This window comes from Actinomycetospora lutea (assembly GCF_028737205.1).
GTDB lineage: Bacteria > Actinomycetota > Actinomycetes > Mycobacteriales > Pseudonocardiaceae > Actinomycetospora > Actinomycetospora lutea.
Genome location: NZ_JAQZAL010000002.1, coordinates 75,097 through 98,389, shown reverse-complemented (window position 1 = coordinate 98,389; position 23,293 = coordinate 75,097). Strand labels below are relative to the sequence as shown.

18 protein-coding genes are annotated in these 23,293 nt (G+C 73.4%); 14 read left to right on the top strand and 4 right to left on the bottom strand.

The annotated features are described in order from the left end of the window. The first annotated feature begins 39 nt into the window (after positions 1–39). The 4 genes from metH (at position 40) to hisG (ending at position 5,743) form a co-directional block, all read left to right on the top strand. A complete protein-coding gene (metH, locus tag PHK61_RS03070; protein WP_274279494.1) occupies positions 40–3,585 on the top strand; it encodes a methionine synthase in 3,546 nt (1,181 codons plus the stop codon). Positions 3,586–3,652: 67 nt separating this feature from the next. Then, entirely contained in the window at positions 3,653–4,360 is a 708-nt protein-coding gene (locus tag PHK61_RS03065) for an HAD family hydrolase (protein ID WP_274279493.1), read from the top strand. Between the two features lie 191 nt (positions 4,361–4,551). Further along, positions 4,552–4,815 (top strand): phosphoribosyl-ATP diphosphatase, encoded by a 264-nt coding sequence (locus tag PHK61_RS03060; RefSeq protein ID WP_274279492.1) that lies wholly within the window; start codon positions 4,552–4,554, stop codon positions 4,813–4,815. Between the two features lie 34 nt (positions 4,816–4,849). After that, positions 4,850–5,743 carry an ATP phosphoribosyltransferase gene (gene hisG / locus PHK61_RS03055; protein WP_274279491.1) on the top strand — a complete coding sequence of 298 codons (894 nt, stop codon included), beginning with the start codon at positions 4,850–4,852 and terminating at the stop codon, positions 5,741–5,743. A gap of 15 nt (positions 5,744–5,758) precedes the next feature. Here the strand turns inward: hisG and PHK61_RS03050 are convergent, their stop codons facing one another. Next, positions 5,759–6,562, bottom strand: coding sequence for a thioesterase family protein (locus tag PHK61_RS03050; RefSeq protein WP_274279490.1), 804 nt, complete (start codon positions 6,560–6,562; stop codon positions 5,759–5,761). Between the two features lie 332 nt (positions 6,563–6,894). Then, entirely contained in the window at positions 6,895–7,731 is an 837-nt protein-coding gene (locus PHK61_RS03045; RefSeq protein WP_274279489.1) for a RecB family exonuclease, read from the bottom strand. Positions 7,732–7,834: 103 nt separating this feature from the next. Between PHK61_RS03045 and PHK61_RS03040 the strand changes: the two genes are divergently transcribed. The 8 genes from PHK61_RS03040 to prcA all read left to right on the top strand — a co-directional run bounded on the left by PHK61_RS03040 (position 7,835) and on the right by prcA (position 16,836). Then, positions 7,835–8,662, top strand: coding sequence for a tRNA (adenine-N1)-methyltransferase (locus PHK61_RS03040; RefSeq protein ID WP_274279706.1), 828 nt, complete (start codon positions 7,835–7,837; stop codon positions 8,660–8,662). A 158-nt stretch (positions 8,663–8,820) separates the two neighbouring features. Beyond that, entirely contained in the window at positions 8,821–10,641 is a 1,821-nt protein-coding gene (gene arc / locus PHK61_RS03035; RefSeq protein WP_274279488.1) for a proteasome ATPase, read from the top strand. Between the two features lie 28 nt (positions 10,642–10,669). Beyond that, on the top strand, positions 10,670–11,947 hold the full coding sequence (locus PHK61_RS03030) for an esterase/lipase family protein (RefSeq protein WP_274279487.1): 1,278 nt from the start codon (positions 10,670–10,672) through the stop codon (positions 11,945–11,947). Then, complete coding sequence (locus tag PHK61_RS03025; protein ID WP_274279486.1) at positions 11,944–13,176, top strand: multidrug effflux MFS transporter; 1,233 nt, start codon at positions 11,944–11,946, stop codon at positions 13,174–13,176. Before PHK61_RS03030 ends, PHK61_RS03025 begins: the two co-directional genes overlap by 4 nt. Positions 13,177–13,185: 9 nt before the next feature. Beyond that, positions 13,186–14,703, top strand: a complete 1,518-nt coding sequence (gene dop, locus PHK61_RS03020) for a depupylase/deamidase Dop (RefSeq protein ID WP_274279485.1) — start codon at positions 13,186–13,188, stop codon at positions 14,701–14,703. An 82-nt stretch (positions 14,704–14,785) separates the two neighbouring features. Beyond that, a complete protein-coding gene (locus PHK61_RS03015; RefSeq protein WP_133828699.1) occupies positions 14,786–14,980 on the top strand; it encodes a ubiquitin-like protein Pup in 195 nt (64 codons plus the stop codon). 157 nt (positions 14,981–15,137) lie between these two features. Further along, entirely contained in the window at positions 15,138–15,971 is an 834-nt protein-coding gene (gene prcB / locus PHK61_RS03010) for a proteasome subunit beta (RefSeq protein WP_274279484.1), read from the top strand. A 49-nt stretch (positions 15,972–16,020) separates the two neighbouring features. Further along, on the top strand, positions 16,021–16,836 hold the full coding sequence (gene prcA / locus PHK61_RS03005) for a proteasome subunit alpha (RefSeq protein WP_274279483.1): 816 nt from the start codon (positions 16,021–16,023) through the stop codon (positions 16,834–16,836). Between the two features lie 28 nt (positions 16,837–16,864). On the opposite strand, the gene PHK61_RS03000 is transcribed toward prcA, so the two are convergent. Further along, on the bottom strand, positions 16,865–18,370 hold the full coding sequence (locus PHK61_RS03000) for a bifunctional phosphatase PAP2/diacylglycerol kinase family protein (RefSeq protein ID WP_274279482.1): 1,506 nt from the start codon (positions 18,368–18,370) through the stop codon (positions 16,865–16,867). Then, positions 18,343–19,938, bottom strand: coding sequence for a bifunctional phosphatase PAP2/diacylglycerol kinase family protein (locus PHK61_RS02995; RefSeq protein ID WP_274279481.1), 1,596 nt, complete (start codon positions 19,936–19,938; stop codon positions 18,343–18,345). The genes PHK61_RS03000 and PHK61_RS02995 overlap by 28 nt, the downstream gene beginning before the upstream one ends. 112 nt (positions 19,939–20,050) lie before the next feature. On the opposite strand from PHK61_RS02995, the gene pafA reads away from it, so the two are divergent. Further along, entirely contained in the window at positions 20,051–21,409 is a 1,359-nt protein-coding gene (gene pafA / locus PHK61_RS02990; RefSeq protein ID WP_274279480.1) for a Pup--protein ligase, read from the top strand. A 91-nt stretch (positions 21,410–21,500) separates the two neighbouring features. Further along, a complete protein-coding gene (locus tag PHK61_RS02985; RefSeq protein ID WP_274279479.1) occupies positions 21,501–23,270 on the top strand; it encodes a serine/threonine-protein kinase in 1,770 nt (589 codons plus the stop codon). Positions 23,271–23,293: the final 23 nt, after the last annotated feature.

Below are 23,293 nucleotides of genomic sequence, written 5' to 3'. Positions count from 1 at the left end.
GCGCCTGGCACTGCTCCTCGATCACGTTACGATCGTTCGATGACTACTTCGAGTGAGTCTGCATTCCTGTCCGCTCTGCACTCCCGGGTCCTCATCGGCGATGGTGCCATGGGGACCGCGCTGCAGGACCAGGACCTCTCGCTCGACGACTTCGAGCAGCTCGAGGGCTGCAACGAGATCCTCAACGTCTCGCGCCCCGACGCCGTGCTGGCCGTGCACCAGGGCCACCTCGAGGCCGGCGCCGACGTCATCGAGACGAACACGTTCGGCACCAACTGGCCGAACCTCAACGAGTACGACATCCCGGACCGCATCCGCGAGCTCGCCCTCGAGGGCACGAAGATCGCGCGCCAGGCCGCCGACGAGTACGCCACCCCCGAGCGCCCCCGGTTCGTGTTCGGCTCCAACGGCCCCGGGACGAAGCTGCCCACCCTCGGGCACGCTCCGTACGCCCAGCTGCGCGACGCCTACATCGAGTCGGTGCTCGGCCAGCTCGAGGGCGGCGCCGACGCGATCCTCGTCGAGACCTGCCAGGACCTCCTGCAGTCGAAGGCCGCAATCCTCGGCGCGTACCGCGCCATGGACCAGTACGGCAAGCGCGTGCCGGTCATCTGCCACGTCACCGTCGAGCTCACCGGCACGATGCTGGTCGGCTCCGAGATCACGGCGGCGCTCACGGCGCTCGAGCCCCTGGGCATCGACGGCATCGGCCTGAACTGCGCCACCGGCCCGGCCGAGATGAGCGAGCACCTGCGCGCCCTGAGCCGCCAGAGCCGCATCCCGGTCAGCGTGATGCCCAACGCCGGCCTGCCCGAGCTCGGCCCGAACGGGCCCGAGTACCCGCTGACCCCGGACGAGCTGGCCGACTACTGCGCCTCGTTCATCACCGACTACGGGCTCCAGCTCGTCGGCGGCTGCTGCGGCACGACGAACGACCACGTCCGCGCGCTCGCCGAGAAGTGCCGGGACCTCACGCCCACCGAGCGCGACCCGCAGCCCGAGCCGGGCATCTCCTCGATGTACCACTCGGTGCCGTTCCGCCAGGACACGGGCCTGCTCATGATCGGTGAGCGCTCCAACGCCAACGGCTCGAAGGCGTTCCGCGAGTCGATGGTCGAGGACGACTACGAGAAGTGCGTGGAGATCGCCAAGGCGCAGATCCGCGAGGGCGCGCACTGGATGGACCTCTGCATCGACTACGTCGGGCGCGACGGCGTCGCCGACATGGACCGCCTCGCCCACGACGTGTCGACGGCCTCGACGCTGCCGGTGGTGCTGGACTCCACCGAGCCCGAGGTGCTCGAGGCCGGGCTGGAGCAGCTCGGCGGGCGCTCGGCGATCAACTCGGTGAACTACGAGGACGGCGACGGGCCGGACTCGCGGTTCCAGAAGATCATGCGTCTGGTGCGCGAGCACGGCGCCGCCGTCGTCGGCCTCTGCATCGACGAGGAGGGCCAGGCCCGCACCGCGGAGTGGAAGACCCGCGTGGCCTTCCGCCTCATCGAGGACCTCACCGAGAACTGGGGCATGCGGGTCGAGGACATCATCATCGACTGCCTGACCTTCCCGATCTCCACCGGCCAGGAGGAGGTCCGCCGCGACGGCATCGAGACGATCGAGGCGATCAAGCAGCTCAAGGAGAAGTACCCGCAGGTCCAGACGACGCTGGGGCTGTCGAACATCTCGTTCGGTCTCAACCCGGCCGCCCGCCAGGTCCTGAACTCGGTCTTCCTCAACGAGTGCGTCGACGCCGGTCTCGACACCGCGATCCTCAACGCCTCGAAGATCCTGCCGTTCTCGCAGATCGACGACGAGCAGCGCGAGGCCGCGCTCGACCTCGTCTACAACCGGCGCGAGAAGCACGACCCGCTGCAGCACTTCATGAACCTCTTCGAGGGCGTGTCGGCGCAGTCGGCGAAGGACGAGCGGGCCGAGAAGCTGGCCGCGATGCCGCTCTTCGAGCGCCTCGCGCAGCGGATCATCGACGGCGACCGCAACGGCCTCGAGGCCGACCTCGACGCCGGCATGCAGGAGAAGGACCCGCTCGAGATCATCAACACCGACCTGCTCGGTGGCATGAAGGTCGTCGGTGAACTCTTCGGCGCCGGCAAGATGCAGCTGCCGTTCGTGCTCGCGTCGGCCGAGGTCATGAAGGCCGCGGTGGCCCACCTCGAACCGCACATGGAGGCGACCGACAACTCCGGCAAGGGCAAGATCCTGCTGGCGACGGTCAAGGGCGACGTCCACGACATCGGCAAGAACCTCGTCGACATCATCCTGTCCAACAACGGCTACGACGTGGTGAACATCGGCATCAAGCAGCCGATCAACGCCATCCTCGAGGCCGCGGACGAGAACAAGGTCGACGCCATCGGGATGTCCGGGCTGCTGGTGAAGTCCACCGTGGTCATGAAGGACAACCTGCAGGAGATGAACGACCGCGGGGTCGCCGAGCAGTACCCGGTGCTCCTCGGCGGTGCGGCGCTCACCCGCTCCTACGTCGAGAACGACCTCGGCGAGATCTACCAGGGCGACGTCCGGTACGCGAAGGACGCCTTCGAGGGCCTGCGGCTCATGGACTCGGTCATGACGGGCGAGGGCCCGTCGGACGAGGAGAAGGAGAAGATGGCCGAGCGCAAGGAGCGCCGCGAGCGTTCCGAGCGCATCAAGGCCAAGCGCGAGGCCGAGGCCGGCGAGGAGAACCCGGCGTTCGACCCGACCGCGATCTCCGACGTCGCGCGGCGCATCGAGGTCCCGACGCCGCCGTTCTGGGGCACCCGCGTCGTGCGCGGCCTGCGCCTGCAGGACTTCGCGGCGCTGCTCGACGAGCGCGCCACGTTCTTCGGGCAGTGGGGACTGCGCGGCCAGAAGGGCGACGAGGGCCCGTCGTACGACGAGCTCGTCGAGACCGAGGGCCGCCCGCGCCTGCGCTACTGGCTCGACCGGCTGCAGTCCGAGGGCATCACCAGCCACGCCGCGCTCGTCACCGGCTACTTCCCGGTGATCTCCGAGGGCCAGGAGGTCGTGGTCCTCGACGAGGCCAAGCCGGACGCCGGCGAGCTGCACCGCTTCGCGTTCCCGCGCCAGAAGCGCGACCGGCGCCTGTGCCTCGCCGACTTCTTCCGCACCCGCGACGAGGCCCGCGAGCTCGGCGGCGTCGACGTCATGCCGATGAACCTCGTGACGATGGGCCAGCCCATCGCCGACTTCGCCAACAAGTTGTTCGCGGACAACTCCTACCGCGACTACCTCGAGGTCCACGGCCTCGGCGTGCAGCTCACCGAGGCGCTCGCCGAGTACTGGCACCGCCGCGTGCGCGAGGAGCTGACCTTCGCCGACGGCTCCACGATGGCCGACCAGGACCCGGCGGACGTCCACGAGTACTTCAAGCTCGGCTACCGCGGCGCCCGCTTCTCGCTGGGCTACGGCGCCTGCCCGGACGTCGAGGACCGCGCCAAGATCGTGGACCTGCTCGACCCGAGCCGCATCGGCGTCGAGCTCTCCGAGGAGGACCAGCTGCACCCCGAGCAGTCCACGGACGCGCTCGTCGTGCACCACCCGGAGGCCAAGTACTTCAATGCCTAGCCTCGCGGCACGCCGGTCCGACCCGGCGTGCGGCGCCGCGTCCAGCTGATCACGTAGAGGAGCTCGTGTGGAGTTGCAGGCCGTCCTGTGGGACATGGACGGCACGCTGGTCGACTCCGAGCGGCTCTGGGACGTGTCCCTGGCCGACCTCGCCGCGCACCTCGGCGGCACGCTCTCGGCGGCGAGCCGCGAGGACCTCGTGGGCTCGTCGCTGCGGCGCTCGGTGGCGGCGGTGCGCGCCGAGGCCGGCCTCGACCCCGACGACGACGCCGCGGTGCACGCGGACGGGCGCTGGCTGCTCGAGCGGACCAAGGTCCTGTTCGCGCACGACCTCCCGTGGCGCCCCGGCGCCCGGGAGGCGCTGGCGACGGTCCGGGACGCGGGGCTGGCGACGGCACTCGTCACCAGCACCTACCGGGAGCTGACCGACGTCGCGCTCGACACCATCGGGCGCGGGTTCTTCGACGTCACCGTGTGCGGGGACGAGGTGCCGGCGACCAAGCCCGACCCGGCGCCCTACCGGCGGGCCGCGGAGCTCCTCGGCGTCGACGTCGCGGCGTGCGTGGCGGTCGAGGACTCGCCGACCGGGACCCGCTCGGCCGTCGCGGCCGGCGCCACCGTCCTCGTCGTGCCCTCCGAGGTGGCCGTGGCGCCGGGGGAGCGCCGTGTGCTGCGCGGGAGCCTCGTCGGGCTGGGCGTGGACGAGCTGAACGCGGCCGTCCGGGACCACGCGTCCGGGCGGCGCGACCACCGGACGCGGGCCGACGTGCACTGAGCGCGTGGCGTCCCCGCGCGAACGGGGGATGCGGGACCCACTCGCGGGCGTGTCCGCCCGCCCGACCGTCCGTTCGGCGCCCCCCGGAGCCCGGAGGGCGCACCGGGACCGTGACGGGCGTGGGGACCGGGGAGAGTGGGGTCAGCCCGTGGTGTGCGACCGGTTTCGGGTCCGTGCGACGATTGCTCGACGTGAAGACGTTCGACGAGCTCTTCGACGAGCTGACCGTCAAGGCCCGGGACCGGCCCGAGGGGTCGGGGACCGTGGCTGCTCTGGATGCCGGGGTCCACGCCCAGGGCAAGAAGGTGCTCGAGGAGGCCGGCGAGGTGTGGATCGCGGCCGAGTACGAGACCGACGACAAGCTGGCCGAGGAGATCTCCCAGCTGCTCTACCGCGTCCAGGTCATCATGCTCGGGCGCGGCCTGTCCCTCGACGAGGTCTACAAGCACCTGTAGTCGACACCCGCGGGTGTCAGGAGGAGAAGGACCCATGCTCCGCGTCGCCGTTCCCAACAAGGGATCCCTGGCCGAGGAGGCGTCGACGATGCTGCGCGACGCCGGCTACCGGCAACGGACGGACAGCCGCGACCTGAGCCTGCAGGACGAGGCCAACGCGGTCACGTTCTTCTACCTCCGCCCGAAGGACATCGCGACCTACGTCTCCGAGGGCCAGCTGCACCTCGGGATCACCGGGCACGACCTCACCGAGGAGTCCAGCGCCTCGGTCAACCAGCTGCTCCAGCTCGGGTTCGGGCACTCGAAGTTCCGCTACGCCGCGCCCCTGCGCAACGAGTGGAGCATCCAGGACCTGGCGGGCAAGCGGATCGCGACCTCGTACCCCCGGCTCGTGCGGGCGAACCTCGCGCAGCAGCGCATCGCGGCGAAGGACGTCATCCGCCTGGACGGGGCGGTCGAGATCTCGATCGAGCTCGGGGTGGCCGACGCCATCGCCGACGTCGTCAGCTCCGGGCGCACCCTCGCCCAGCACGGCCTGGTGACCCTGGGCGACCCGATCACCGAGTCGCAGGCGGTGATCATCGACCGCAACGCCAAGTTCGACCAGGCGCCGGACGCCCCCGACACCCAGCGCGAGAAGTCCCGCTTCGTCGAGCGCCTGCGCGGCGTCGTCTACGCCCGCCGCTACGTGATGCTCGACTACGACTGCCCCGTCGGCCTGCTCGACCGCGCCGTCGAGCTGACGCCGGGCATCGAGTCGCCGACCGTCGCGCCGCTGTCGAACGAGAAGTTCGTCGCCGTCCGCTCGATGGTCGAGCGCAAGCGGGTCAACGACACCATGGACGAGCTCGCCGAGCTGGGTGCCACCGGCATCGTCACCTCGTCGCTGCAGTCCTGCCGCGCCATCGGCTCGGCGAACGGGCACTGAGCCTCAGCCGGGACGTCAGCGGGGTCGCACCGTCAGGGCCTGCGCGGCCCGGCCGACCGGCCCGTGCTCGTCGTGGAGCACCGAGAACGCGGTGCCCAGACCCTCGGGGCCGATGACGCTGTCGGCATCGAGCCCGATCCACGCCCCCCGGGGGGCGCGGTGCAGGTGCAGGCTCAGGTCGGTGTTGACGAACAGCCAGTCGTTGAGGTCCAGGCGGGCCGCGACGCCGTTGGTGGAGTCGGCGACCGCCGCAAGGCACTGCCACGGCGTCGGCTCCTCGCCCTCCACCACCGGCACCCGCAGGCGTCCCCACGCCCGTCCCGGTCCGGACCGGCCGAGGTGCCCGGAGAGCCACCGCCAGTCCACCGCGTCGAGGTAGCCGGGCAGCCAGCCCGCCGGCGTGGGGATGACGGCGCCCTGCTCGGGTCCCGGCATCGCCGGGCCCGCGTCGGTGGCCGCGGCGCTCGTGTCGGTGACGGCGAGGCGCCAGCCCGTGGCCCGGGCCACCGTCCGGCCCGCCGCGGCGAGCTCCGCGACCACCAGCTCGATCGTCCGCCCGGGCCGCTCGACCCACGCGCGCACGGTCAGCTCGCCCATCGGCACCCGCCCCAGCACCTCGACGGTGACCCGCGAGAGCAGCACCTCCTCGCGCGGCGCGCACCGCTCCAGCGCCCGCACCAGCAGCGCGCTCGGCGGACCCATGTGCTGGGCGTCGGGGAACCACGGGCCGGCGGTCGAGCCGGTCGCGAGGACCCGCAGGCCGTCGGCGCCGTCCGCGGAGAGCGGGCGGAAGAACGGCTCGGTGACGGTCGTGGTCATGCCTCTCCTGGTGCGGGGTGGGGTAGGCCGATCGGCCGAGGTGTCCACGGCTGGTCTCGTGGTCGATGACGGGGCCGGGTTCGAGGATCCACATCCTCCTGGCGGTGCTGATCGCGGCGATCACCGTCGCGGGCGTGGTGGTCGCGACGCAGGCACAACGACCGCTGGTCGCTCGCCATGTCGATCTCTCGAGACTTGTCACGAGTGTTGTCCCGCGGCCGGCAGTAAACCGCACGAGCCGCGTCCCTCCGGTCGGACCTCCGATGCCACCGACACTCGTGACACTCCCGAGACATCGTTCTGGAGAGCGGCGCGGTCCCGTCCCCGACGCCTCACCCGGGCTCGCCCGCCCGCGGCCGGGGGAGCGGGGTCACGGTGTCGCCCGGCCACCCGGGGTAGGCCGGGGGCGTGCCGTCCCATGCGGGGCAGAGCGGCTTGAACGCGCAGAAGGCGCAGCCGGGGCCGGGGTCCGGGCGGAAGTCGCCGGTCGGGGCGGCGCGGCGGATCGCGGCCCACACGGCGCGGAGCACGCCCGCGAACCGCTCGAGCTCGTCGGCGCGGGGGCGCAGCGTGAGGCTCGTGGTGTCGGCGAGGTGCAGCAGCCGCAGCGTCGGGACCACGCCCCGGGAGCGCGCCAGCAGGAGCGCGTAGAAGCGGACCCCGAACATCATCGGCCCCTCGGCGCGCAGGGAGGGCGAGCGCCCGCTCTTGTAGTCGACGACGGTGAGCCCGTTCGGCGTGGTGTCGAGGCGGTCGAGGTGGCCGCGCAGGGGAGTGCCGTCCTCCAGTTCCGCCTCGATCCGCAGCTCGCGGGCCTCCGACACCACGGTGCGCGGGTCCTCGAGCGCGAAGTAGCGGGCGAGCAGCTCGTCGACCCCGGGCTCCTCGCCGAGCAGCGCGCGCTCGTCGGGCGCGAGCTCGTCGAGGACGCCCCGGGCCAGGGCCCGCGCCGCCTCCGGCCGGCGCGCCCCGGGCTCGAGGGCGTGCAGCCGCTCGAGCACGGCGTGCACCACCGTGCCCCGCAGCGCGCCCGGCGAGGGCGTCTCGGGCAGCCGGTCGACCGCGCGGAAGCGGTAGAGCAGCGCGCAGCGCCGGAAGTCGACGGCCCGCGACGGCGAGAGGGCGGGCGCCCGCGGGGCCTCGACCGCCCCGCCGACCTCCGTGCTCATGTCCGTGAGGCTAGATCAGCGCCCCGACAGCTCCTGTCCTCGACGCCGGTCCCTAGGGTGGTCCGCCGTGCACAGCGAGGAACTGGACGAGGAGCGCGGGCCGGTGCGCAGCGGCCCGTTCCGGCCCGGCGACCGGGTGCAGCTCACCGACCCGAAGGGCCGGCACTTCAGCCTGGTGCTCGAGCGCGGGCAGAGCTACCACACGCACCGCGGGGCGATCGACCACGACAAGCTCATCGGCGCCCCCGAGGGCAGCGTCGTGCACTCCGCCGCGAACACCCCCTACCTCGCGCTGCGCCCCCTGCTGCCCGACTACGTGCTGGCGATGCCGCGCGGTGCGCAGGTGATCTACCCGAAGGACGCCGCGCAGATCGTCATGTGGGGCGACGTGTTCCCGGGCGCGCGGGTGCTCGAGGCCGGCGCCGGCTCGGGCGCGCTGACGTGCAGCCTGCTGCGCGCCGTGGGGCCGACGGGCCACGTGCGCTCCTACGAGATCCGCGCCGACCACGCCGAGCACGCCGTCACCAACGTCGAGCGCTTCTACGGGGAGCGCCCGGACAACTGGGACCTGCGGGTCGGCGACCTCGCCGAGCACGACACGGGCGAGACCGCCGACCGTGTCGTGCTCGACATGCTCGCGCCGTGGGAGGTGTTGCCCGTCGTGCGCGACACGCTGGTCCCGGGCGGCGTGCTCGTCGGGTACGTGGCGACGACGACGCAGCTCTCCACGCTCACCGAGGCGCTGCGCGAGCAGGCCTGCTGGACCGAGCCGGAGGCGTGGGAGACCATGGTCCGCCCCTGGCACGCGGTCGGGCTCGCGGTGCGCCCGGAGCACCGCATGATCGCCCACACCGCGTTCCTGCTGACCGCTCGGCGCCTGGCCGACGGCGTCACACCGCCGCGCGTGCAGCGTAGGCCCAGCCGGGGCTGACCCAGCGTGAGCACCCGGTGGTGCTCGGTGCTGGAGGAATCACCCTCGGTGACCCCACGCAAGGGGCCTGCGTGAGAAGTCCGTCACCGGCACGCTACTCCACGGACACCTCGATTCGCGGGTACGGTTTGCGGCACGGAGTAGCGGAGGAGGGCGCCGTGACGAATGACGACGACCCCAGGGGCCGATCCGACAGGGCAGACAGCGGTCGGGACCGCGGCGAGCGACACGACCGCGGCTCGGCGGACATGGCAGCACAGGTGCGCTTCCTCGAGGACGAGGTCGCGCTGTTGCGTCGCAAGTTGACCGAATCCCCTCGGCACGCGCGCATCCTCGAACAGCGTCTGGGCGAGGCGCAGCAGCGCGTCTCGCAGCTGACCGAGCGGAACGACAAGCTCACCGAGACGCTCAAGGAGGCCCGGGCGCAGCTCGTGGCGCTGCGCGAGGAGGTCGACCGGCTCGCGCAGCCGCCGTCGAGCTACGGCGTGTTCCTCGAGTCGTTCGAGGACTCCACGGTCGACGTCTTCACCTCCGGGCGCCGCATGCGGGTGGCCGTGTCGCCGGCGGTCGAGGTCGCCGAGCTGACCCGGGGCCAGACCCTGCGGCTCAACGAGGCGCTCACCGTCGTCGAGGCCGGCACCTACGAGCGCGTGGGCGAGGTCGTGGCCCTGCGCGAGGTCCTCACCGACGAGGACGGCACGCGCAACCGCGCCCTCATCATCGGCAACGCCGACGAGGAGCGGGTGATCCACCTCGCCGACTCGCTGCTGATCGGCGACGCGCCGGAGCTCAAGCCCGGCGACTCCCTGATGGTCGACACCCGTGTGGGCTACGCCTACGAGAAGGTGCCCAAGGCCGAGGTCGAGGAGCTCGTCCTCGAGGAGGTTCCCGACGTCGCCTACACCGACATCGGCGGGCTCTCGCGCCAGATCGACTCCATCCGCGACGCGGTCGAGCTGCCCTTCCTGCACGCCGACCTGTTCCGGACCTACCAGCTGCGCCCGCCCAAGGGCGTGCTGCTCTACGGCCCGCCCGGCTGCGGCAAGACGCTCATCGCGAAGGCGGTGGCCAACTCGCTGGCGAAGAAGGTCGCCGAGACCCGCGGCGAGGACAGCCGCGACGTCAAGGCGCACTTCCTCAACATCAAGGGCCCGGAGCTGCTCAACAAGTTCGTCGGCGAGACCGAGCGGCACATCCGGATGATCTTCCAGCGGGCGCGCGAGAAGGCGTCCGAGGGCACCCCGGTGATCGTGTTCTTCGACGAGATGGACTCGATCTTCCGTACCCGCGGGTCCGGCGTGTCCAGCGACGTCGAGACGACGATCGTGCCCCAGCTCCTGTCCGAGATCGACGGTGTCGAGGGGCTCGAGAACGTCATCGTCATCGGCGCCTCGAACCGCGAGGACATGATCGACCCCGCGATCCTGCGGCCGGGCCGGCTCGACGTGAAGATCAAGATCGAGCGCCCGGACGCCGAGGCGGCGCAGGACATCTTCTCGAAGTACCTGATCGACGGCCTGCCGCTGCACGAGGACGACATCTCCGAGTTCGGCGGCAACCGCGCGGCCTGCCTCGACGGCATGATCGAGCGGGTCGTCGAGCGGATGTACGCCGAGACCGACGACAACCGGTTCCTCGAGGTCACCTACGCCAACGGGGACAAGGAGGTCCTGTACTTCAAGGACTTCAACTCCGGTGCGGTCATCGAGAACATCGTCGGGCGGGCGAAGAAGTCGGCCATCAAGTCCCAGCTGGAGAGCTCCCAGCCGGGTCTGCGGGTCCAGCACCTGCTGGACGCCGTGGTCGACGAGTTCGCCGAGTCGGAGGACCTGCCCAACACCACCAACCCGGACGACTGGGCCCGGATCTCGGGCAAGAAGGGCGAGCGGATCGTCTACATCCGCACGCTCGTCACCGGCAAGGGTGCGACGCAGGGCAAGGAGATCGACACCGCGTCGAACACCGGTCAGTACCTCTGACACCAGGTACCACAGGTACCGTGTTGTCATGAGCGACAGCGCACGCCGGCCGTCCCGCCCGGACCGCAACGAGGTCCGCGGGGCGGCCGGTGTCGCGTCCGAGGCCGTCGACATCGTGTCCCGCCCGGTCCAGGGCACCCACGAGGCGGTCGCCGGCACCGTGTTCGGGGCGCTGCGCCGCGTCGGCCTCGGTCCCGCGTCGCGGCCGGTGCAGGTGGTGCACGACGGCATCACCACGGGCGTCTACGCCGCGGTGCGCGGCATCTCGGGGCTCGCGGGCCGGGGGATCGGGGCGGCGGCCGCGCTCGCCCGTCCCGGCGAGTGGCGCCCGATCACGGGCACGCCCACCGGCGCGGTGCTCACCGGTGCGGTCAACGGGCTCGTCGGCGACCACATGGTGGCCCTCGACAACGACCTCGCCGTCCCGATGGCGCTCTACACGTCCACGCTGGAGGACGAGCACGGCGAGCTGCCCGCCGACCCCGAGGCCCTGCGCGCGGTCGTCGCCGACCACCCCGAGCGCGACCTCTCCCGGCTCGTGCTGTTCGTGCACGGGCTGGGGGAGACCGAGCACGCCTGGCGCCTCTACGGCGAGGCCAGCGCGGGGGAGGGCTACGCCGAGCGCCTCGCGTCGGCGACCGGCGCGACGCCGCTGCTGCTGCGCTACAACAGCGGGCTGCGCCTCGCCGACAACGGCACCGCGCTGTCGCTGCTGCTCACCGACCTGTTCGCGCGCTGGCCCGAGCCGGTGCGCCGCCTCGACCTCGTCGGGCACTCCATGGGCGGGCTCGTGCTGCGCCACGCCTGCCACCACGCGGTCCAGACCGGGCAGCCGTGGGTCGGTGCCGTGCGGCGGATGGTCTACCTCGGCTCGCCCCACCGCGGGGCGCCGCTGGCCCACCGCGTCGACCAGCTGGCCTCGCAGCTCTCGCGCTGGTCGAACTCCTGGAGACGGAGCGAAGCGAAGCTCGACCGTGGGGTGGGCACGTGGGGCGAGTTCCTCGACCGCCGCTCGGCCGGCATCCGCGACCTCGTCGCCGGGGTGTCCGACACCGAGGTCCCGCTGCTCGCGCACGCGTCGCACCACGCGGTGGCCGCCTGTGTCACCAGCTCGGCGCGGTCGCCGCTGGCCAACGCCCTGGGCGACCTGCTCGTGCCCGTCGACTCGGCGGGCGGCTCGGTCACCGACGTCGAACCGTTGACGTCGTCACACCACTTCCACCTGCTGAACGACCCGGACGTGCACGACCATCTGATGCGATGGCTGAGCGCGGAGGACGAGCCGGAGGACGCAGCGAGCGAGTGACGGGGCGCGGCTCGCACCGCGCGCGTCTCGTCGTCCTCGGCGCGCTGACCGCCGCCGCGCCGCTGTCGCTGGACACCTACCTCCCCGCCCTGCCGGCGCTGGCCGCCGACCTCGCCACCTCGCCCTCGGTCACCCAGCTCTCGCTGACCGCGTGCCTCATCGGCCTCGCGCTCGGCCAGCTGGTGGCCGGGCCGCTGTCGGACGTCCTGGGCCGGCGCCGCCCGATGCTGCTCGGGGCCACCGGGTTCGCGGTCGCGTCGGTCCTGTGCGCCGTGGCGCCGAGCATCGAGGTGCTCGTCGCCCTGCGCCTGGCCCAGGGGCTGCTCGGCGCGGTCGGGATCGTCGTCGCCCGGGCCGTGGTGCGCGACACCAGCGACGCCACGAGCTCGGCGCGGGCCTTCGCGACGCTGATGCTCGTGTCCGGCGTGGCCCCGATCGTCGCGCCGGTGCTCGGAGGGCAGCTGCTGCGCGTGACGAGCTGGCGCGGGGTGTTCGTCGTCCTCGCGGTCTACGGGGCGCTCACCGGGCTCGCCGTGCTCGGGCTGGTGCGCGAGTCGCTGCCGCGCTCGCGCCGGCGCGTGGGCAGCGCCGCGGCCACCCTCGCGTCGTTCCGGGTGCTGCTGGGCGACCGGCGGGTCGTGGCGTGCGTCCTGACCGCCGGGCTGACGTTCTCGGCGATGTTCGCCTACATCTCCGGGTCGACGTTCGTGCTGCAGGACCTCTACGGCCTCTCGCCGCAGGCCTTCTCCGGGGTGTTCGCGGTCAACTCGGTGGCCATCGTGACGTCGGTGCAGGTCGCGGGGCGTCTGGCGGGCTCGGGACGGGTGCGCCCGGAGCGCCTGATGGTGGTCGGGCTCGGGGTCGCGCTCGTGGGCACCGGCGGGCTGCTGGCCTCGACGCTGCTCGACACGGGCCTCGCCGGGCTGCTGGCCGGGCTCGTGCTCACCGTCATCGGGGTGGGCTTCGTGCTGCCGTGCGCGACGACGCTCGCCCTCGCCGACCACCCCGAGCACGCCGGGAGCGCCTCGGCGCTGCTGGGGACCGCCCAGTTCCTCGTCGGCGCGGGCACCGCCCCGCTCGTCGGGCTCGCCGGGAGCCGCTCGGCCGTGCCGATGGCGGCCACGATGGCCGGCGCGGTCCTGCTGGGCGCGGTGGCGTTCACCCTCCTGTGGCGCGGCACGCAGGCACCCCTCGGCCCGGAGGGGGCCGAGGACGGCCGGCGCAATTAGGGTCGGGGCATGACCGCGAGCCGCATCATGGGCACCGAGATCGAGTACGGCATCTCCGTCCCCGGCGACCCGGCCGCGAACCCGGTCATCACCTCGACCCAGATCGTGCTGGCCTACGCCGCGGCCGCCGACGTCCCGCGCGCCCGGCGCGCCCGCTGGGACTACGAGGTCGAGTCGCCGCTGCGCGACGCCCGCGGCTTCGACCTGGGCCCGAGCGCGGGCCCGCCGCCCGACGCGGGCGACCTCGACGACCTCGGCGCCGCCAACGTCATCCTCACCAACGGGGCGCGCCTCTACGTCGACCACGCGCACCCCGAGTTCTCCGCACCCGAGGTCACCACCCCGCGCGACGCGGTGATCTGGGACAAGGCGGGCGAGCGGGTCATGGAGGACGCCGCCGAGCGCGCCGCCACCGTCCCGGGCACCCCGCGCATCCAGCTCTACAAGAACAACATCGACAACAAGGGCGCGAGCTACGGCTCCCACGAGAACTACCTCTGCGCCCGCCAGACCCCGTTCCCGACGATCATCACCGGGCTCACGCCGTTCTTCGCCTCGCGCCAGGTCGTCTGCGGCGCTGGCCGGGTGGGCCTCGGGCCGTCGGGGGACGAGCCGGGCTTCCAGCTCTCGCAGCGCGCGGACTACATCGAGGTCGAGGTCGGGCTGGAGACCACGCTCAAGCGCGGCATCATCAACACCCGCGACGAGCCCCACGCCGACGCGGACAAGTACCGGCGCCTGCACGTCATCATCGGCGACGCGACGCTCGCCGAGTACTCGACGTTCCTCAAGGTCGGCACCACCGCGCTGGTGCTCTCGATGATCGAGGCCGGTGTCCGGTTCGACGACCTGCGCCTGCTCGAGCCCGTGCGCTCGGTGCACCGCATCAGCCACGACCCGACGCTCGAGACCCTCGTCGACCTCTCCGACGGCCGGAAGATGACCGCGCTCGACCTGCAGCGCACCTACCTCGAGCGGGCCTGGCAGCACGAGGAGACCGCGGGCGACGGCGAGATCGACCCGATGACCCGCGAGGTGCTCGAGGTCTGGCAGCAGGTGCTCGACGACCTCGGCACCGACCCGCTGCGCTGCGCCGACCGGCTCGACTGGGTCGCGAAGCTCAACCTGCTGCAGAGCTACCAGCAGCGCGACAACCTGCCCTGGGACTCGCCGAAGCTGCACCTCATCGACCTGCAGTACGCCGACGTGCGCCAGGCCAAAGGGCTCTACAACCGGCTCGTGACCCGCGGCTCCATCCAGCGCCTGGTCAGCGAGGACGAGGTCCGCGCGGCGGTCACCCACCCGCCGGAGGACACCCGCGCCTACTTCCGCGGCCGGTGCCTGGAGCGCTACCCCGGCGAGGTGGCCGCGGCGTCGTGGGACTCGGTCATCTTCGACCTCGGCCGCGAGTCCCTGGTGCGCATCCCGACCCTCGAGCCCCTGCGCGGCACCCGCAAGCACGTCGGCGAGCTCATCGACAACTCGGCCGACGCGACGGCCCTGGTCGAAGCGCTCACGCGGGGCTAGTTCCCGGGCAGATGTCGTCCGCGATCTGTAGGGTTCGAAGGCGCAGTACCCCGCTGTGACGAAGGACCCCGGGAGGCTAGCCATGGCGCAGGAACAGACCCAGCGGCAGGGCGGGGGCGACGACGGCGAGGGCAGCGAGGACACCACCGCTGCCGGCCAGGAGCGCCGCGAGAAGCTCGGTGAGGACGTGGACACGATCCTCGACGAGATCGACGACGTGCTCGAGGAGAACGCCGAGGACTTCGTCCGGGCGTACGTCCAGAAGGGCGGCCAGTAACCTCTCGGCGGAGTCAGGTACTCCGTTCGGCCTAGAGACACCCCGCCGCCCCCGTGGCCCGGTTCCCCGGGTCCCGGGGGCGGTGTCCATCCCCGACCGCACCCCGACCGCACCCCGACCGCACCCCGACCAGCACAGACTCAGGAGCGCCCCACCGATGGAGCCCTCGTCGGCCCTGCCCCCGGCCTACTTCTCCGCCGGGACGGCCTCGTTCGTCGACTTCCTGCGGGAGGTCCGGCCCGATCTGCTGCCCGGGGCGGGGGCGCGCACCGTGACCGCGGAACAGGCCGGCGTGTCGGCCGCGCACGGCACCACGATCGTCGCCGCGACCTTCGCCGGCGGCGTCGCCGTCGCCGGCGACCGGCGCGCGACGATGGGCAACCTCATCTCCTCGCGCGACATGCAGAAGGTCTACGTCACCGACGACTGGTCGGCGGCCGGCATCGCGGGCACCGCGGGGATGGCCGTCGAGGCGGTCCGGCTGTTCACCGTCGAGCTGCAGCACTACGAGAAGATCGAGGGCGTCCCGCTCACCTTCGACGGCAAGGCCAACAAGCTCGCCGGCATGGTGCGCGGCAATCTCGGCGCCGCCATGCAGGGCCTGTCGTTCGTGCCGCTGTTCGTCGGCTTCGACGTCGACGCCATCGACCCGGCCCGCGCCGGGCGCATCGTCTCCTTCGACGTCGTCGGCAGCCGCAACGAGGAGACCCACTACGCGGGCGTCGGCTCCGGCTCGCTGTTCGCCAAGTCGTCGCTGAAGAAGCGCCACGACCCCGACGGCTCGCGCGACGACGTCGTGCGCGCCCTCCTCGAGGCGCTCTACGACGCCGCCGACGACGACACCGCCACCGGCGGCCCCGACACCATCCGCGGCATCAACCCGGTCGTCGTGACGATCGACGCCGAGGGCGCGACGATGCTGGGTGACGACGAGGTCGGCGCGGTCGCCGACGCCGTGATCGCCGGGCGTCGCGAGCGTCCCGGCGGCTGACCGACGACCGGCCCCACCAGCAGACGAGAGACCAGGAGCGCTCCCCGCCATGACGATGCCGTTCTACGCGTCGGTCGACCAGCTGATGCGCGACCGCTCGGACCTCGCGCGCAAGGGCATCGCGCGGGGCCGCAGCGTCGTCGTGCTGACCTTCGCGGGCGGCGTGCTGTTCGTGGCGGAGAACCGCTCGAACTCGCTGCGCAAGGTCTCGGAGATCTACGACGCGCTCGGGTTCGCCGCGGTCGGGCGCTACAACGAGTTCGAGAACCTGCGCACCGCCGGCATCCGGTTCGCCGACGTCCGCGGCTACTCCTACGACCGCCGCGACGTCTCGGGGCGCTCGCTCGCCAACGCCTACGCGCAGATCCTCGGCGCGAGCTTCATCGAGCAGCAGAAGCCCTTCGAGGTCGAGCTGTGCGTCGCGGAGGTCGGCGACACCCCCGAGCGCGACAAGCTGTTCCGCATCACCTACGACGGCTCGATCTCCGACGAGCCGCGCTTCGTGGTCATGGGCGGCACCACCGAGCCGATCAGCGCGGCCCTGCGGTCGTCGTACGACGCCGACCTGGACATGGCCGGCGCCCTGCGGATCGCCGTCGACGCCCTGCAGTCCGCGAACGGAAGCTCGTCGGGGTCGGGGAGCACGAGCGCGAGCGACGACCGCACCCTGGGCGTCGACGCGCTCGAGGTGGCCGTGCTCGACCGCAGCCGCCGGCCCCGCCGCGCGTTCCGGCGCATCGCCGGCGCCGCCCTGGCCGGCCTGCTGCCCACGGCGGAGCAGGCCGGGTCGGGCGACGCGCCCGCCGAGGACACGGGCGCCGGCGACGAGGTCTCCGGCGCGGGCGGGGCCGACCCCTCGGCCTAGCCTCGCGGCGCCGAGTGGTCGCTGCGGGCTACCGGTCCTGCGGCCGGTACACCGGGATCGCGCCCGGCGCGATCCGGAAGACGAAGCGGTCGGCGTCGGGCTGGACCTCGCCGTCGGTGGCCAGGCCGATCGGCGGGCCGACGACACGCACCGACAGCCGCGTCCGCGAGTGCGCGACGTAGACGCGGCTGCGCGACAGCGTGCCGGCCAGGACCGAGACGACGAACCGGGTGCGGGAGAACGGCACGTCGGCGCGCAGGTAGCGCACGTCGAGCTTGCGCGCGTCGAGGCGCGGGCGGAACAGCGGCGCCATCCCGCGCGGCTCGTAGCCGCCGTTGCCGACGAACAGCAGCCAGATCGTGCGGCGCTTGCCGTCGAGCTCGACGACCAGCGGCGTCGCCTCCGCCAGCACCCGCACCAGCGCCAGCGCCGCGGCGGGCCACTTGCCCCAGCGCTCCTCCCAGTCCTCGCGCAGGCGGACCATGTCGGGGTAGCCACCGAGGCTCGCGGTGTTGACGAACGCGACGGAGCGGTCGCTCCCGTCGGGGGAGCTCATGTCGACGACGCCGACGTCCACGAGCACGGCCTGGCCGTCGCGGGCCGCCGCGAGCGCGGTGGGCGTGTCGTCGATGCCGACGTCGCGGGCGAAGTGGTTGAGGGTGCCCTCGGGCAGCACCATCAGGGGCACCCGACGGCGCTGCGCGAGCCCGGCCAGCGAGGCCACCGAACCGTCCCCGCCGGCCACACCGATCGCCCGCGGGGCGGTGCCGTCGGCGGTCGGGCGGTCGAGGGCGGCCTCGACCTCCTCGACGAAGTCGATGCCCGGCTCGGGCACGAGCACCTGGGCACGGGGGAGCACCTCGTGGATCTCCGACGGCGGGGCGGGCGGGAGCTCCTCCTCCGGCTCGTCCGGGACCCCGATGACGGGCGCGACGATCTGGGTGAGGGTCTCGAGCGGGCCCGGTGTCCCGGCCGAGCTGTTGGCGACGACGACGAGCCCCGAGCCGTCGCCCAGCGCGGGCGCGTCCCCGGCGGGGCGGGCGCGGGCGGGAGCGTGCCGCACCACCGGCCACCAGCGTCGCGTCAGCACCGCGACCCCGACCCCGAGGACGGCACCGGCGAGGACGTCCTCGACGGTCCGCTCGCCCAGGGACACGCGGGCCGCCGACACCCCGACCGCGACCGGCGCGAGCGCCGCGCCGACGACGGGCGACTCCATGGCGGCCGCGGTGACGAAGGCCGACGAGGACGCGGCGTGCGCCGACGGGAAGCGCCGGCCCCACGGGCGGGCGCGCGGCAGCAGGGGCTTGGCCAGCGCGTGCGCGATCGCGGAGGTGGCGGCCGCGGCCATCACCCCGCGGACGCCGGCGCGCCGGCGCGGCCCGCGCCCGGAGGCGAACAGCCCGCCCGCCACGACGGCCCAGAGCAGGCCCCGGTCGGCGGTGCGGTCGAGGCGGCTCATCCAGCGGGGGCCGTCGGGGGAGCGGGGCTCCGGGGGGATCGCGGTCACCGGGCGGTGGCCCGCTGCGGCCACAGCGACTCGTCGCGGCGGTAGATGGGCACGGGGTGGTCGGCGACCCGGTAGCGCAGGCGCCGGCCGCGGCCCACGACCTCGCCGTCGGCCGCGACGTCGACCGGCCCGTCGAGCAGCTCGATGTCCAGCGATCGCATGGCGCTCTCCTGGTAGATCCTGTTGTGCCCGAGCACGCCGGTGGCGAGGGCGACGAAGGCCCGCGCACGGGCCAGCGGCCGGTCGGCGCGCAGGTAGCGGACCTCCAGCACGCCGGTGTCGAGCCGGGGCCGGTACGACGGCACCATCCCGGTCGGCACGTAGGGCCCGTTGCCGACGAACAGCATCCACACCGAGCGCTCGACCCCGTTGAGGCGGACCCGGATGGGCCGGCTGCGCGCGAGCGTCACGAGCAGGGCGGCGATCGCCGAGGGCCACTTGCCCCACCAGCGCTGCTGCCACTTCTCGCGCAGCCGGACCATCTCGGGGTAGCCGCCGAACGCCGAGGTGTTGACGAAGACGACGCGCTGCGGCTCCTGGCGGCCCTCGATGTCGGCGTGGATCCGCAGCTCGCCGAGGTCGACGGCGACGGCCTCGCCCGCGCCGGTCGCGTCGATGGCCTCCTGGGTGTCGTAGACCCCTACGTCGCGCCCGAAGTGGTTCAGCGTCCCCGCCGGGACCAGGGCGAGCGGCAGGTCGAGGTCCTCGGCGACGCGGGCCGCCGCGGCCACCGAGCCGTCGCCGCCGGCGATGCCGACCGCCCGCGTCCCGGGCTCGCGGGCGGCGTCGATGAGCGTCTCGGCGAGGTCGGCGCCGTCCTCGAGGCGCAGGACGCGCGCGCGGGGCAGCGCGGTGATCAGCTCGTCGTAGGGGTCGACGCCCGCGCGCCCGGAGCGGCTGTTCACGAGCAGCACGAGGCCCTCGCCCTCGGGCAGGGCCGGGGCACCGGCGACGGGACGGGCGGCGGCCTCGTCGATGTCGCGCACCGGCAGCCAGCGCTTGGTGGCCAGCGCGGCGCCCGCGCCGAGGGCCACGCCGGCGGCGACGTCGCTGGTCCAGTGCACCCCGACGTGCACGCGGGAGTACGCCACGGTGGCCGCCAGGGGCACGACCCAGGCCGCGGCCTTCGGGCTCTCCATCGCCACGGCGGTGGCGAACGCGGCCGCCGAGGCGGCGTGCCCGGAGGGGAACGACGACGAGGTCGGCGGGTCGTCCAGCGAGCGGTAGGTCGGCAGCAGCTCGGCCGCGGGGCGGCGGCGCGGGACCAGGGGCTTGAGCACGCCGTTGGCGAGCAGGCTCGCGCCCGCGATGGCGAGGACGCCGCGCAGGCCCCCGCGCCGGGTGTGCCGGGTGCCGGCGGCCAGCGTGGCGGCGACCGCGAACCAGAGCTTGCTGTGGTCGGCCGAGCGGCTCAGCGCGGCCAGCCCAGGGTCGGCAGCCGAATAGGGCAGGTGGCCGATCGCCGTGGTGATCCGGCAGTCCTGGTCGTTGACGTCGGCGAGGCGCCGCTTGCTGCCGCGGGCGCCGTCGCGCACCCGCCGACCCACGCCGCGTGAGATGTCCGATGCGAGTTCTCGTGCCGGGAGCGCCACGGCACGACCGTAGTGATCGGGGGTGGCGCGGTTCGTCATGGCCCGTGACGGCGGGTGACCCGGCACGCCGGAGAGGCCTCATCGAGCCCGTCGCTGGCTTAGGGTGGTGCGCATGCAGCGGAGGATTTACGGGGTCGAGACCGAGTTCGGTGTCACCTGCACCTTCCACGGCCAGCGACGCCTCTCGCCCGACGAGGTGGCCCGCTACCTGTTCCGCCGGGTCGTCTCCTGGGGACGCTCGTCGAACGTGTTCCTCCGCAACGGCTCGCGGCTCTACCTCGACGTCGGCAGCCATCCCGAGTACGCCACCGCGGAGTGCGACTCGCTGACCCAGCTCGTCGCCCACGACAAGGCGGGGGAGCGGATCCTCGAGGACCTCCTGCTCGACGCCGAGCGGCGCCTCGCCGACGAGGGCATCGGCGGCGACATCTTCCTGTTCAAGAACAACACCGACTCGGCGGGCAACTCCTACGGCTGCCACGAGAACTACCTGGTGGGCCGCTCCGGCGAGTTCTCGCGGATCGCCGACGTCCTGCTGCCCTTCCTCGTGACGCGCCAGCTCATCGCCGGCGCCGGCAAGGTGCTGCAGACGCCGCGGGGTGCCGTGTTCTGCCTGTCGCAGCGCGCCGAGCACATCTGGGAGGGCGTCTCCTCGGCGACCACCCGGTCGCGCCCCATCATCAACACCCGTGACGAGCCCCACGCCGACGCCGAGCGCTACCGGCGCCTGCACGTCATCGTCGGCGACTCGAACATGTCCGAGGTCACCACGCTGCTCAAGGTGGGCACCACCCACCTCGTGCTCGAGATGATCGAGCAGGGCGTGCAGTTCCGGGACTTCACGCTCGACAACCCGATCCGCGCCATCCGCGAGATCAGCCACGACCTCTCCGGGCGCCGCCCGGTCCGCCTGGCCGGGGGCCGCGAGGCGAGCGCGCTGGACATCCAGCGCGAGTACCACGCGCGGGCCGTCGAGCACGTGGCGCGCCGCGGTTCCGACCCGGTCACCGACCGCGTCGTCGAGCTCTGGGGCCGCACCCTCGACGCCGTCGAGCGCCAGGACCTCTCGCTGATCGACCGCGAGATCGACTGGGCGATCAAGCACCGGCTGGTCCAGCGCTACCGCTCACGCAACGACCTCGGCCTCTCGAGCCCCCGCGTGGCCCAGCTCGACCTCGCCTACCACGACATCCGGCGGGGTCGCGGCGTGTTCGACCTGCTGCAGCGCAAGGACATGGTCGACCGCGTCACCGACGACGGCGAGATCGAGGCGGCCAAGGACACCCCGCCCCAGAGCACCCGCGCGAAGCTGCGCGGCGACTTCATCGCCGCCGCCCAGGCCGCCGGGAGGGACTTCACAGTGGATTGGGTGCACCTCAAACTGAACGACCAGGCCCAGCGAACCGTCCTCTGCAAGGATCCCTTCCGCGCCGTCGACGAACGTGTGGACCGGCTGATCGCGACCTTGTAACGGAGGCCACGTCGGCGGCGTGCGTCAGGGGCGCACGAGGTACTCACGAACGCGCACTGACCGACGACGCCGAGGACGGCACGAGAACTCGATGCAGCACCAGCCCCGCACCTCCCGCCTGCACGGCCCCGTCGCGGCGCCGAGCACGCTGCACCCCGGCACGATCGAAGGGGCCGCACCGGTCCCGGTCGACACGTCGGTCGTGGGCACGGTGCTCGGCGGCCGCTACCGGATCGGGGAGTGCATCGGGGCCGGCGCCATGGGCGTGGTGTTCACCGCCTGGGACCGCCGGCTACGCCGCACGGTGGCGATCAAGCAGCTCGCCGCGCGCGGGTACCGCGACGACACCGAGGAGCGGGTCGCCCGCACCCGGGCCATGCGCGAGGGCCGGATCGCCGCGCGCGTGGTGCACCCGCGCGCGATCGCGGTGTTCGACGTCGTGCTGGACGACGACCAGGGCTCGGGGCGCGGGCCGTGGCTCGTCATGGAGTACCTGCCCTCGCGCTCGCTGGCCGCGGTGCTCGCCGAGCAGGGCCCGCTCGAGCCCTCCGAGGCCGCGTGGATCGGCGCCCAGGTGGCCGAGGCGCTCGGCGCGGTGCACGAGGCGGGCATCGTCCACGGCGACATCAAGCCCGGCAACGTCCTGATCACCGACGAGGGCGTCGCCAAGATCACCGACTTCGGGGTCTCACGCGCCACGTGGGACACGACCTCCACCGGCGGCGGGATGGTCGCGGGCACGCCGGGCTACTTCGCCCCCGAGGTCGCGCGCGGCGGTGACCCGTCGCCCGCCTCCGACGTGTTCTCCCTGGGCGCCACGCTCTACGCCGCCGTGGAGAACCAGCTCGTCTGCGGGCACCACGACAACACCCTCGCCGTCCTGCACGCGATGGCCGAGGGCCGGCTGCGCCCGGCCGAGCGCGCCGGGGTGCTGGGGCGCCCGCTCGCCGCGATGCTGCGCCTCGATCCGGCCCACCGGCCCGCGGTCGGCGCCGTCGAACGCGCCCTGCGCTCCCGCGCCGGCACGACGCCGTTCATCCCGGCGCCCGCCGCGACCGCTACCGAGGCGGGTCCGGAGGTCGACGTCCCCGCCCCGCGCCCGACCGGCACGGCCGACCTGCCCCTCGGCGCCGTCGTGGGTGCCGCGGCGGCCGGCGCGCCCGCGCCCGACGGGATCGATCCCGAAGGGCCGGTGCCCGCCGCCGACGCCCGGCGGATCAGCGGGCCGTCCGCCGCCGGTGCGGCGTCGTCGCTGGCCCGTCCCGGCGCGGCCGCCGCGCCCACCCGCACCACCGGTTCCGACCGCAGCCGCCCGTCGCGGCGGCCCTCGCCCCGGCGGCTCGCGGCGGTGGCCGCGGCGGCGGCGGTCGTGCTCGGCGGCGGCATCGGCATCGGGGTGGCCGCCACGGCCGGGAGCGGCACGGTCGCGGCGCCGCCGCCGTCGGTCGCCGCCCCGACCTCCGCGGCCCCCGCCTCGGTCCCGCCGGTCGGGGCGGTCCCGACCCCCAGCGTGGCGGCGCCGCTCTCGCCGGCCGACCCCGCGCCGCCGGGCGACCCGGCCGCGGTCGTCGTCGACTACTACGCGGCCCTGCCCGGCGACCTCGACCGCGCCTGGAGCCGGCTGTCGGAGCGGGCGCAGGACGAGTCGGGCGGCTACGGCGGCTACCAGCGGTTCTGGTCGGGGATCCGCGAGGTGCGGACGTCGAACGTCGCGGTGCGCGGCGACACCGTCACCGCCGACATCGAGTTCACCACCGCGAGCGGGCGGACCAGCCGCGAGAACTACCGCTTCGAGGTCGACCAGGACGACGACGGCCAGGTGCGCATCCAGCACGCCGAGCGCAGCAGCGACTCGAGTTGACGCGCCGGGCCCCGGCGTTCGAA